Genomic DNA, 12,826 nt, shown 5'->3' with positions numbered 1-12,826 from the left:
TTTCTCAGTCTCGGGCTCAGACGCGGCGGCGCTTGGGCGGCCGGCATCCGTTGTGCGGGGTGGGCGTGACGTCCTGGATGGTGCCGACCTCGAGGCCGATGGCACCCAGCGACCGGATGGCGGTCTCACGACCCGAGCCCGGGCCCTTGACGAAGACGTCGATCTTCTTCATGCCGTGGTCCATGGCGCGACGGCCGGCGGCCTCGGCAGCCATCTGGGCGGCGAAGGGGGTGGACTTGCGCGAGCCCTTGAAGCCGACGGTGCCGGCAGAGGCCCACGAGATCACCGCACCGGTCGGGTCGGTGATCGTGACGATGGTGTTGTTGAACGTGCTCTTGATGTGGGCTTCGCCCTGAGCGACGTTCTTCTTCTCCTTGCGGCGGACCTTGGTCGCGCGGCTCTTGGGAGGCATTCACTAACTCCTGATGAGGTCTGGTCTTGAAGCTTGCGTGGGGACTGAGGTGATCAGCGCTGCGCCCGGTGAGGGGAGCAGATCACTTCGCCTTCTTCTTGCCGGCGACGGTGCGCTTGGGACCCTTGCGGGTGCGCGCGTTGGTCTTGGTGCGCTGACCGCGGACCGGGAGGCCCATGCGGTGGCGGCGACCCTGGTAGCTGCCGATCTCGATCTTGCGGCGGATGTCCGCCTGGACCTCACGGCGGAGGTCACCCTCGATCTTGAAGTTGGCTTCGATCTCGTCGCGAAGCTTGACCAGCTCCTCGTCACCGAGCGTGTGGACCCGGGCGTTCGGGTCGACGCCGGTGGCGGCCAGGAGCTGCTGGGCGCGGGTACGGCCGATGCCGTAGATGTAGGTGAGAGCGACCTCGATGCGCTTGTCGCGCGGGAGGTCAACACCAACGAGGCGTGCCATGTGGCTGTTCCTTGTCTGTTCTTGCGCTGGTTTCTGGTCGTGACGCGTCCCATCCCGCCTCGGGTGGGCTCCGGCCAGTGCTCCGGAGGTGACTTCGGTCAGGTGGTGCCCGACCTAGCGATCACGTTGTGGGGTGTTGCTGTCGTGCTGGGCTTCAAGCCCGCTTGCCGCAAGCGGCTGCGCGGCTCGCGCTGCTCGTCCCGCTCCGGCTCCGGCGGATCGGGGCGAATCGCTCAGCCCTGGCGCTGCTTGTGACGCGGGTTCTCGCAGATGACCATGACCCGCCCGTGACGGCGGATGACCTTGCACTTGTCACAGATGGGCTTGACGCTCGGGTTGACCTTCATGTCAACAACTTCCTTGCTGCTCGGCTGGCGCCTGCGCAGATCGGTGGTCTCGCAGGCTCGATCACTTACTTGTAGCGGTAGACGATCCGACCCCGGGTGAGGTCGTAGGGCGAGAGCTCCACCACGACCCGGTCCTCGGGGAGGATCCGGATGTAGTGCTGGCGCATCTTGCCGCTGATGTGGGCGAGCACCTTGTGCCCGTTGGCCAGCTCCACGCGGAACATGGCATTGGGAAGGGCCTCCACGACGGTGCCCTCGATCTCGATCACGCCTTCTTTCTTCGGCATGTCCTCCACAATCTGTCGTCTCGTTGTCTACCGTGGCCCGGGAACCGCCCGGCACCTGCGAGCAGGTGGCCGGTGGACCTCGTGAGGCGGTCCGGGGGTGCCTCTTCCCGGAGCACGCGCGAGCGTCAGCGACGATCACACGAAGTCCCGGGCAGCCGCGAGGCGCCACGAACACAGCCCACGTTGGGCCGACGCACCAGTTTAGTCAGGCGCGCGGCGAGAACGCCAATCAGTGAGGCCGCGCACCCGCCGGGCCAGCGCCGTGACACGCCCGGGCGCGGGGGGCGGACCCGGTGCGGCACCCCCGACGTCGCCGTCGCGCGACGACGTCGTACGCCGCAGCGAGCGGAGGCTGACCGCGGCGCGCAGCCGCTGCCACCGGGTCACCTCGTACGACATGGCGCGGCGCTCGGCGTCGACGGACTCCCAGTAGGTCGTCGCCGCCGCGACCTCGGGCGCGCTCGGACCGAAGACGAAGCCATCGGCCCGGCGGGCGAGGACCGCTGCCTGCGCGGAGACGATGCCGGCCGACTGCTCACGACGGGTGACCGTCGGCCCCAGCGGGACCGGCTGCCCGAGGTCGCGGGCGTGGTCGACGAGCTCGCGCCAGGCACCCACGAACCGGGCCGACGGGGAGGCCGCGCTGCGGCGGCGGTGCCGGCGCAGCGCCTTCACCCCGACGACGGCGCCCAGCAGCAGCGCGATCGCGAGCAGCGGCAGCCCGACATAGGTCACGACCCGCCCGACCCACGCCGGGAGGCCGGGGATGAGGGCGTCCTCCTCCTCGTCGGCCTTCTTCTTGCGCGTGGCCTTGCGCTCCTTGAGGTCGGCGTCGCTCTGCTCGCCCGCGTCGGACGGCGGCGGGATCGGGTTGGGCGGCGGGATGACGGTGCCGGACATCGGCGTGTCGGTCTCGGGCACCTGGTCGGCCGGCGGGGTGGTGGACATGAAGGCCTCGGTGGGCAGCGTCCGCCACGACCCGTCGGCGGCGCGCAGCTCGACCCAGGCCGAGACGTCCTTGCCGGTGACCCGGCCGCCGGCGGGCACGACCGCGCCGAGCACGACCCGCGCCGGCACGCCGATGTGGTTGGCGATCAGCGCCATCGTGGCGGCGTACTGCTCGTCGTTGCCGACGATCTGCGGGGCGTTGACGAACTCGTCGGACAGCCGCCAGGTGCTGTGGCCGGCCACGTAGATGCGCTCGGTGCGGCCGATGCCGTCGGAGTACCTGCCGTCCGTGCGCAGGTGCTCGGCCGCGGCGAGCACCCGGTCCATCGGGTCGTTGCCCGCACCCTCGGTCCACTTCTCGCTCGGGCCCTGGATGAACGCCGCGCCGGCCGGGAGCGGGGCGACCTCGGCCGAGCCCACGGTCTGGTCGGTGAGCTCGTCGTCGGGGCTCACCGCGGTGAAGGAGTAGCGGTCACCGCTCTGGAGGCCCGTGGGGACCACCGCGGTCGAGGTGGCGAGGTTGTAGCGGAACACCTCGGCCGTGGCGCGAGCGTCGCCGGTCTCGAACGACACCGACCGCAGCGCGCCGACCGTGGGCATCCACACCCCGGTCCACCCCTCCCCCAGCGTCACCGTCGCGGCGACCGGCTCGCCCTCGACGGGGTTGTCGATGGTGGACGAGACCCGCTGGAAGGAGTCGTCGGCCGGGCCGGGCAGCGCGTCGTCGGTGGCGCCCCACACCATCCCGTCGTAGCGGTCCATCGCGGCGAACCTGACCCGGGTCCCGGCGGGGACGCCCTCGATGTCGAGCAGCGTCTTGTCGTAGACGTTGGCGGGGTCGGCGCGGCCCTTGAGGTCGACGTACTTGCGGAATCCGGCCAGCGGGGAGGGGTAGCGGCCGATGTCGAAGGGGGGCTCGACCCAGTTGCGGGCCACCGCCCGCCGGGAGTCGTCGCCGACGACGATCGCGCTGACGGGCTGGGCGAGCGCTGCCGCGAGCGCGAGCATCGCCACCGCGCCCATGCCGCGGACGTACGACGTGGTGCCGCCGTGGACGGTCGCGCTCGCCCGGCGGGCGCGCAGGGCGAGCCAGGCGAGGGCGAGGGCGGTGAAGACGCAGCCCTGAAGCAGGAGGGACTGGGGACGGCGCACGCCGAGCAGGATCACGGCGGCGAGCACCACCGTCATCCCCGCGACGGGCAGGAGCGCGGCCAGCCAGGGCCGCCGCGGCCGCCGCTGCGCGAGGGCGAGGCCGACCAGTCCGGCGACCATCCCGGACAGCCAGGGCAGCACCAGCAGCGGGCCGTCGCCGTCGACCGGCGGGAGCGTGGTCAGCAGGTCCTTCCACCCGAAGACCGCCTGGTCGACGACCCGGGCCAGCGTCGTGGGCCCCGGCAGCGTGTAGGTGTCGCCGAGGGAGCGCAGGCCGAGCGGCCCGCCCAGCACGAGGAACAGCACGAGGCAGATGACGACGGCCGAGACGACCGGCCAGCCGGCCGCCCGGGTCAGGTGCGTGACGACGACCGCGATGACGGCACCCAGCATCCCGACGACCAGGTAGGTCGCGCCGGTGAAGGAGGTGCCGAACGCGAGCAGCGCCACCGCGGCGAGCGCGAGGGTGAAGGCGATGTCGACCCACGAGTGGAGGTCGGGCACGAGCGCGTGGGGCCGCACGCGGGTGCGGGTGCCGGTCGTGGTGCTCTCGGGGCTCATCGCACGCTCCACCTCAGCAGGCCGCCGAGGTCCTCCTTGGCGGCGAGGTGGAGCACGGGCAGCCCGAGGGTCTCGGTCACGCGGCTGTTGCCCCGGGGGTCGATCACGATGCCGAAGCGGCGCACCTCCGGCGGGAAGGCGGCGGAGGCGCGCACCAGGTCGGTGAACGGCGACTCGCTGCCGCCGACGAGGAACGCGAGGCTGGTGTCGGGCGCCAGCATGCTGGCCTGCCGCCCCGACTCGACGATGCCGCGCTCGCCGAGGTCGGCGCGGCAGACGGCGTCGAGCGCGAGGTGGCCGTCGGACCCCGACGAGGCGCGGCTGCCGCACACGAACGACACGTCGAACTCGTCGAGCACGGCCCGCACGGCGATCGACGCCGCGACGCTCATCGCGGTCTCGAAGTCGTCCGGGTCCGACCAGGAGTCGAGCCGGTCGTCGACGACGATCGTGGCGTGGCTGCGCCGGGTGTCGAGGTACTGGCGCACCAGCAGGGCCGACTCGCCGGTCGAGGCCATCACCTTGGCCGAGGAGCGCCAGTGGATGTGGCGCAGGTCGTCGCCGGGGACGTACTCGCGCAGGGCGTGGAAGGCGAGGTCGCTCTGGCTGACCGCGTCGGTGGAGACGCCCTCGAGGTCGCGCAGCAGGCCGGCGCCGAGCGACTCCATCGGCACGAGCGGCGGACGGACCAGCACCTCGCGCACCGGCGTCCAGACCACGTCGCGGGAGAAGATGCCGATCGGGTCGCCGCGCCGGGTCATCGCGGGACCGACCGCGATCACCCCACGGCGCTCGGTGCGGATCGTGAACGACTCCTCGTGGGCGGCACCCGGCGCCAGCGAGCGGATGCCGTAGCGGTGCACCGCCGACCCGACCGGGACCTCGAGGGTGGTCGGGACCAGCCGCGAGGACGCCCGGTTGACCACCAGCACACCCGCCGCGACCGACTCCCCCGCGGCGACGCGCTCGGGCTGGAGCCGGAGGTCGACCGACACCGACGTGCGACCGAGCAGGAACGGCAGCGCGAGGACGACGAGCAGCAGGCAGCCCACGCCGAGGACCGCCAGCTCACGCCACTGCGTGAACGCGGCGACCAGGAGCGCGCCCAGGCCCAGGCCGAGGACCAGCCAGCCGATCGGCTTGAGGACCTCGAGCGCGTCGTTCAACCGTTGCCTCATCGAGGGCTCAGACCCCCACGCGGTCGGTCGGCGGGGCCACGGCGTCGAGCAGGCGCGAGACGACCGTCTGCACGTCGACGCCGCTGAACTGCGCCTCCGCGTCGAGCAGCAGGCGGTGCGAGAGCACCGGCTCGGCCAGGTCCTTGACGTCGTCGGGCACCACGTGGTCGCGACCGTCGGCGGCGGCCCACGTCTTGGCGACCCGCACGAACGCCAGGCACCCGCGCGGGGACAGACCGAGCTTGACGTGCGGCTGGCGGCGCGACTCCTCCGCGAGCTCGGCCACGTAGCCCACGACGGCCGGGTCGACGTAGACCTCGTCGGCCAGGCCGCTCATCTGCGCGATCGTGGCGGCGGTGATCACCGGGGTGACGAGGGCGGCGCGGTCGCGCACGGCGGCGTTGTTGAGCAGCTCGACGGTCGCCTGGCGGTCGGGATAGCCGACCGAGGTCTTCATCAGGAAGCGGTCGAGCTGGGCCTCGGGCAGGCGGTAGGTGCCGGCCTGCTCGATGGGGTTCTGGGTGGCGATCACCAGGAACGGCTGGCCGACCGGGTGCGCGACGCCGTCGACTGTCACGCGCCCCTCCTCCATCACCTCCAGGAGCGCCGACTGCGTCTTGGGCGAGGCCCGGTTGATCTCGTCGGCCAGCACGATCGTGTGGAAGATCGGCCCGGGGTGGAACTCGAAGGTGCCCTTGTGCTGGTCGTAGACCGTGACGCCGGTGACGTCGGAGGGCAGCAGGTCGGGGGTGAACTGGATGCGGGCGTGGCTGCCCTGCACGGTGTTGGCGAGGGCGCGCGCGAGCATGGTCTTGCCGGTGCCCGGGAAGTCCTCGAGCAGGATGTGCCCCTCGGAGAGCAGGCAGGTCAATGCCAGTCGCACGACGTGGCGCTTGCCGAGGACTGCCTTCTCCATGTTGTCGGTGAGCTGGTCGAAGGTCGACTTGAACCACTCGGCCTGTTCGTGGCTGATCGTCATGCGGGTTCCTTGCGGCGGGTGTCGGAGCGGCGGGTGTCGGGGCGGTGGGTCAGGCGTGCAGGGGTCGGGGGCGGTGCCGGTGAGCGGTCACCAGTCCTTCCAGCCCGAACCACCCGCTTGGTAGTTGCCCTGGTCGGGGCGGTAGTCGGGCGTCGTGCAGTTGAGGGCTACCTGCCCGGCGACGAGCGCGCCGTAGTGGTAGGCGTTGCCTCCGCGCGCCTCCGCGGGGTCGACGGCGAACGAGATGTCGGAGCGGAACCGGCGCTGGATGGTGCAGGTGTAGCGGGAGAGGAACCCGCGGACGCTGAAGTTGATGAACGCGCAGTTGTCGTCCTCGCAGGTGTCCCCGGTCCAGCCGCGCGAGCCGCAGTCCGGGACGTCGGCGGGTCGGTCGGCGCGGGTCGAGCACTTGTCTCCACGGAAGATGACGATCTCGGGCTCGGGGGGCGCGGCCGTCGAACCGTCGGCGCTGCGGGAGACCGGGCCGCGGCCGTTGGCGCCGTCGGCGAGCGTGACGGTGACCCTCTCGCCGTGCCGGAAGCCCACGTCCAGGTTCTGCGTCTGGACCGACCACTGCCCGGCAGGCACCTGGAAGGTCTGGTTGCGGTCGGCGGAGGACACCGTCAACGTGGCCGGGCGACCGTTGGACGTCCCGGTCACCACCCAGGAGAGCCGCTGGCCGTCGGGCACCGGCTGGATCGAGGCGATGTTGTCGGCCTGCAGCGGTCCGAAGCTCTGCACGTTCACCTGCCCGCTCACCGTGCAGCCGGCCGGAGCGTCCTCGTTGCACACGCGCAGCTGCACCGGATAGGGCTGCTCGTTGCCGGGCAGCTGGACACGGGTGGTGACCGCGCCGGTCTGCTGGTTGAACGTCCGGGCGACCCCACCGGCGACGAGGATCTCGACCTTGCTGGTGCTGCCGCGTGAGTCCGGCACGGTGTACTGCAGCTGGACCTCCTGGTTGGCCCCCGTCGCCACCGCCTGGAAGGAGCCCCACGCCGCCGGGCGGCCGACGGCCTGGATGGACGTGCCGGCGCTCGCCTGCGAGCGATTGCCCGGCTCGTCGCCCGGCTGGTTGGCCGCCACCACCGTGTAGGTGTACGTGAGGCCGTCGTAGGGCACGCCGGTGTGCGTGCAGACGAGCGACGCGGTCCGCTGACAGCCGGGGACGGCGCCGGAACTCTGCCCGTCGGTGTAGTTGACGGTGTAGACGGTCGGCCCGGGCCCCTCCGGCAGCACCGCCTGCCAGGAGATGCGGATGGACGTCTGGTTGGTGCCCGACTCCAGGTCGGCCACCGAGGGAGCGGGTGGTGCGGCCGGCGTGCCGAGGGACTGCATCTCGCCCGACGTGCGCGGGAGGGAGTAGCCCACCTGGTTCTGGGCCTTGATGGTGAAGTCGTAGCGCTGGTTGTTGTCGAGCCCGACGGCGGTGTAGGACGTCCTGCTGCCCGGTACGACGTCCTGTCCGCCGCGCCAGGTGATGGTGTAGTCGAGGATCCGGGAGGTGTCGGTGGCCGGCTTGTCCCACGCCACCGTGATCTGGCCGTCGCCACGGCTCGCCATCCGGATGTTCCGGACCCGGCCCGGCTGGGTGTCGGCCCGCGCCGAGCGCGACACGTCGCTCCACTCGCTCGACCCCACCCGGTTGACCGCCTGGGCACGGAAGCTGTAGTTGCCGCCGGTCTTGAGCTTGCGGAAGACGCACTCGTTGGTGTCGCACCGCTGCCGGGTGCCCGTCTTCTCCTCGCGCACCCAGTAGTGGAGGATCGGCGCCCCGCCGTCGTCGCCCGGAGGGGCCCATCCCATCTTGATGGTGCCCACCTCGTCGGACAGCGGGTAGGGCCGCGGCTCACCGGGTGCCTCGGGCACGCCGACGACCTTGAACTGGATGCGTCCCTGCGCCCGGCGGTTCGCCGGCGGGTCGGACGTGGCGACGTCGCTCACCACGAGGTCGAAGGCCGCATCGGCGCCCCGGGCGTCCTGCGCGGCGCGCAACGTCAGGCGACTGCCGTCGACGCTGGCCTTCACCGCGGAGTTGCCCGTGCTCCGCACCGACACGACCTGCGGCTGGGGGTCGGCCACCCCCGCCTCGAGGTAGGAGCCGATGTCGTAGGTGCGGGTCTGGCCGGCCTCCATGGTCTCGACCCGGATGGGCAGCAGCCGCGGCGGCGGCGCCTGGGCCAGCCGGAAGCGCACCTCCTGGACGTTGCTGTCGCCGGCACGCACGGCCAGGACGGCATCGCCACCCTCGGTGGCCGCATCGGAGGCGGTGACCGCGACGATCGACCCCTGGGGGCTGGCGACCTCCACCCCGTCGAGTCCCTGGCTCCACTCCGCACTGAACTCGAGGGAGGCGGCGTCTCGCGGATCGACGGTGAAGACCTTGCAGTAGCTCGCGATGTCGAGATCGTAGCGCTGACCGGCCGACATCGGGATCGCGCTCGTCGGGCACTCGAGCGAGGGGGTGTCGTCGCCGACGAGCACCGGGATGGACAGCACGGCCGTGACCCCGTCCTGGGTCGTGGACGTGTCCTCGTTGCCGCCGGCGCCGGTGGCCGTGGTGACCTCCACGAGGACCGAGCCCGGCCCGCGGAAGCCGGCCGGCGCCGACAGGGTGAAGCGGTTGTCGCCGTCGGGTCCGACACTCAGGGCACTGGGCGAGGCGGAGTAGGAGCGCCGGCCGGACGCGAGCCGCACCTGCCTGCCGTCGGGCGCCGCGATGTAGTCGGAGATCCGGCCCGTCGTGCTCTCACCCGAATCGAGCTCGATGAGGGCGTCGGGCAGGACGTAGGGAAGTTGGTCGCCGGTGGGCGGGATGTAGACGGCCGCGGCCGCGACCGCGCCGTCGGCGTCCCGCACCTGGAAGGGCAGCACCTTGGGCGCCGGGCCCCGGTCGGCGCGCACCTGCACCCCGTCGATCACGCGCGCCGAGGGGTCGCCGGTGACGTCGACGAGCTCGAGGTCGTCGACCGACCCGTCGGGGTCGTAGGCGCCCTCGAGGACGTCGACCACGACGCTCTCGCTCTCGTCGGCGCGCCCGAACGCGTCGTAGACGACCGGCGGGTTGTCGTAGTCGTCGGCAGTGTTCAGGGTCATCGTCGAGCGCGACTCGTCGATGCCGTTGGTGACCCGGTAGACGAGCACCGTCGGCGGCGCGGTCGCCGAGCCGGGCGCGGGCACCGTCACCAGGTTGGTGTCCGGGTCCAGGCGTGCGCCCTGGGGACCGTCGAGGATCTCGATCTCCACGGAGTCGCCCGAGGCGATGAAGTCGTTGGCCAGCGGGTCGAACGTCGCCGTGCGGCCGGGCTCGACGGTGAGCCGGTCCTCGACGGCGAGCGGCGGCTGGGGCTGACCGGGCTCGACCACGGCCACCCGGACCGTCCCGGTCGCGAAGGCGCCCTGGGAGTCGACGACGGAGTAGGTGAACTCGTCGGTGCCGACCGTGCGCGGGTAGGCCTGATACTCCAGGAAGTTGCCGCCCACGCCCTCGATCCGACCCAGCCGCGGGGCCGACGTGATGCCGGTGACCGTGACGGGGTCCCCGTTGCGGTCGACCCCGACGCCGGGCACGCGGACCTTGACCACGTCGCCGGAGACGACGCGGCCCTCCAGGGTCGGGGGCTCCGGCGCGTCGTTGGCCTCGTCCGCGGGCACGACGGTCACCTTCAGCACCCCGTCGGCGCGCTTGCCCTCCAGGTTCTGTGCCACGTAGGTGACGCTGTAGGTGTCGCGCTCCTCGACCGTCTCCGGCGCGACGTAGCGCACGACCCGGCCCGACACGAACGCGCGCCCCACGTCGCCCGTGACGTCGATGGGCGCGACGACGGCGAGCTCGCCGGGGGTGCCGGTGCTCGCGAGGTCGTTGAGCAGGGTCAGCCGGTCGCCGGCGGGCGAGACGTCGTTGTCGAGCACGGGCACCGCGACGGCCGCACCGGCACGCACCACGACCTTGTCGCTGACGGTGATCGGCGTGTTGTCCGCCGGGGCGGGACGCTGGGTGAGCACCACTTCGCCGCGCACGCCCGAGCTGGCACCGTTGCTGATCGTGTAGGAGACGGTCTGGGTGGTCGGGGCGAGCACCGGCTGCACCGCGGAGATCCGCAGCCAGCGTCCGTCGATGATCGCCACGTCGAGCTGTTCGTCGAGGTCGGCGGTGGCGCGCTGCACCACGAGCAGGCCGCCGCCCGGGTCGAGGTCGTTGGCCAGCACGTCGACGATGCCGGGGGCCTGGCCGTAGACGGTGAGGGTGTCCGGCATCGCCACCGGGTCGGCCGAGCGCTTGGGGCGCGCCTTGACGTCGACGCGGATCATGCCCTGGTCGAGCGGCGCGTTGCCGAAGCCGGCGTCATAGCTGAGGAAGTAGGTGCCGGCGCGCTCGCCGGTGAACGTCAGCTGGCCGGCGTCGAGGTCGGAGACGATCTTGGCGTTGGGCTGCTGCGGCACCTTGCCGCCGAGCGAGAGCTCGGCGTCGGGGGCGTTGGGGTCGGATCCGGGCAGGTCGTTGAGCAGCGGCCTGATCTTGATCGGCTTGCCGACCTCGCCGCGTACGACGTCGGGCTCGGCCTGCGGCGCATAGGACTTCTGGTCCTTCGGCGCCTGCACCTGGAAGCTCATCGACTTCCTGACCGGGGCGGAGCGCCCGTCGGTGACCGCGAACTCCACCCGCACCAGCTGTGGGCCATCCGCGGGGCCGCTCGGGGCCGTGAAGCGGATCCGGCCGTCGGCCGTGGTGCGCGCGGCCGCTCCGGACTGGTCCCCGCCGACCGCCCGCGCCGAGTCGAGGAGCAACGTGTCGCCGTCGCGGTCGTCACGCCAGTCGGCGACGACCGGGACCGCGAGCTCGCCGCCGTGCGGCACCTTGTAGGTCGGCTTGGTCCACCCCGCGCGCACGGCCGGCGGCTCGTTCTGCTGGGCGCCGCGCACCTCGATGTCGACGGTGGCGTGTGCGGACAGGCCGTTGCGGCCGTCGTCGATGAAGTAGTCGAACCGCGCCGGCCGGGCGTCCTCGGGCATCTGCAGCACGAGGGTCTGGCCGTCCGGGCTGATCTCGACGCGAGCGCCGCCGGAGGGCTGGTCGACGTCGACGATGCTCAGCAGCCGTCCGGCGGGCGCGGAGTCGTTGTCGAGCGGGTGCAGCACGGTGGTGCGCCCGGCGCGCACGCCGTAGGAGTCCGGCTTGGCGCGCGGGGGGCGCCGGTCGGCCTCGGCCTGGTTCTCGTTCTCCTCGTCGTCGTCCTTGTTCTTCTTCTTGGAGGTGAACGCCTCCCAGTTGTCGATGCGGATCGGCTTGTCCTGCTGGACGTCCCACACCGTGCCGCTGTTGGCATCGTTGAGCACGATCTCGCCCCGGTTGACCCGGAACGCCAGGCTGGTGGCGTTGCCACCGAGGTCGTCCTCCTTGACCTCGGCGGAGCCGCACTGGACCGCGAGGGCGCCGAGGCCGCCGGACCAGGCGCCGTAGACGCACGCGCCGAGGCGGACCGGCTCGGCGGGGGCTCCCGACCTGCCCGAGACCGTGGTGACGTCCCCGGAGTCGAGGTCGACGCTCAGCAGTCCCTCGGGCGCGCCCACCAGCACCGTGCCGTGGGCAGGACCGGCCTGCTGCAGCCGGCTGCCCGGCGGGACGGGCACGGTGGCACCGCCGATGACGCTGAGGACCCCGGCGTCGGCGTCGAGGGTCACGACGCGCTCGCCCACGGTGGTGACCTCCGACACCTGGCCGGCATCGCCGGGGAGGTCGGTGGTGCGGGGCTTGCGGAAGGTCGCGTCGGTGGGCGACAGGGCCGTGAGGGTGCCCTCCTCGGTCGAGGTCACCACCACCGTGCCGGCCTGGCTGACGGCCAGGGCGGCGCCCTCCCCGGTCTCGGCCACCGGCTCGGCCTGCCGGTCGACGGCGCTCACCAGCGGCTTGCCGAGGTGGTCGTCGTAGCGCACGGCCCACACCTCGCCGGTCTCGGCGTCGACGGTGGCCAGGGTGCCGCCCGCCATCGCGACGTCGCCCGTCGCGGGCACCGCGGCGGAGCCGCCGTCCTGGGCCTCCAGCCTGCTGGTCTCGATCGCCTGGCCGCGACTGGTGCCGGCATCCAGGGTGACGACCGCGGCGCCGTCCTGCACCACGTCGAGGCGGGCCTTGCCGTTGTCGCCGGGCACGACGCCGTCGAGCTGGTTGATCGGCTTGTTGAGCCGACCCGACCAGCCCAGCTTGCCGTTGACGACCCACACGCCGCCGTCGTTGAGCTCGGCCTCGTGCGCCTTGTAGCCGTCGGCGGTCACGGCGTAGACGACGACGGCGGTGACGGTGATCGCCAGAGCGACACCTGAGGCGATGCCCGCCCGGTGTCGACGCAGAGCGCCCCCACGTGCCACGTCGGTCCCCCCTCGGCCCCACGAATCGGAGGTGCGCCCGCCGCGATCCCCCAGAGGAGGGTAAGTATGCCCTCGGGGTTCGACAAGTTTACGAGAAGTCCAGACCATGTGCGCGGGACTGGCGTGATGGGTGATGATG

The 12,826-nt window shown here is 72.2% G+C and carries 8 protein-coding genes; all 8 read right to left on the bottom strand.

Annotation, left to right across the window (positions count from 1 at the left end; genetic code table 11):
* Positions 1–16: 16 nt before the first annotated feature.
* The gene (gene rpsK, locus AC3X7Z_RS10125; protein WP_056906616.1) at positions 17–412 is read right to left on the bottom strand and encodes a 30S ribosomal protein S11; all 396 of its coding nucleotides are present in this window, start codon (positions 410–412) and stop codon (positions 17–19) included.
* Positions 413–494: 82 nt separating this feature from the next.
* Positions 495–869, bottom strand: coding sequence for a 30S ribosomal protein S13 (gene rpsM / locus AC3X7Z_RS10120; protein ID WP_116570804.1), 375 nt, complete (start codon positions 867–869; stop codon positions 495–497).
* Positions 870–1,102: 233 nt separating this feature from the next.
* Positions 1,103–1,216 (bottom strand): 50S ribosomal protein L36, encoded by a 114-nt coding sequence (gene rpmJ, locus AC3X7Z_RS10115; RefSeq protein ID WP_004008316.1) that lies wholly within the window; start codon positions 1,214–1,216, stop codon positions 1,103–1,105.
* Between the two features lie 65 nt (positions 1,217–1,281).
* Complete coding sequence (infA, locus tag AC3X7Z_RS10110) at positions 1,282–1,503, bottom strand: translation initiation factor IF-1 (RefSeq protein ID WP_056599768.1); 222 nt, start codon at positions 1,501–1,503, stop codon at positions 1,282–1,284.
* A 201-nt stretch (positions 1,504–1,704) separates the two neighbouring features.
* Positions 1,705–4,164, bottom strand: coding sequence for a transglutaminase-like domain-containing protein (locus tag AC3X7Z_RS10105; protein WP_489975816.1), 2,460 nt, complete (start codon positions 4,162–4,164; stop codon positions 1,705–1,707).
* On the bottom strand, positions 4,161–5,330 hold the full coding sequence (locus AC3X7Z_RS10100; protein ID WP_186342445.1) for a DUF58 domain-containing protein: 1,170 nt from the start codon (positions 5,328–5,330) through the stop codon (positions 4,161–4,163). The genes AC3X7Z_RS10105 and AC3X7Z_RS10100 overlap by 4 nt, the downstream gene beginning before the upstream one ends.
* A 19-nt stretch (positions 5,331–5,349) precedes the next feature.
* The gene (locus tag AC3X7Z_RS10095) at positions 5,350–6,321 is read right to left on the bottom strand and encodes an AAA family ATPase (RefSeq protein ID WP_489975815.1); all 972 of its coding nucleotides are present in this window, start codon (positions 6,319–6,321) and stop codon (positions 5,350–5,352) included.
* A gap of 87 nt (positions 6,322–6,408) precedes the next feature.
* Entirely contained in the window at positions 6,409–12,687 is a 6,279-nt protein-coding gene (locus AC3X7Z_RS10090) for an Ig-like domain-containing protein (protein WP_489975814.1), read from the bottom strand.
* Between the last annotated feature and the right edge of the window lie 139 nt (positions 12,688–12,826).

Source organism: Nocardioides sp. Z24_21, assembly GCF_058134345.1.
Note: the sequence above shows the minus strand (reverse complement) of the source record. Positions and strands in the feature narration are given on the sequence as shown.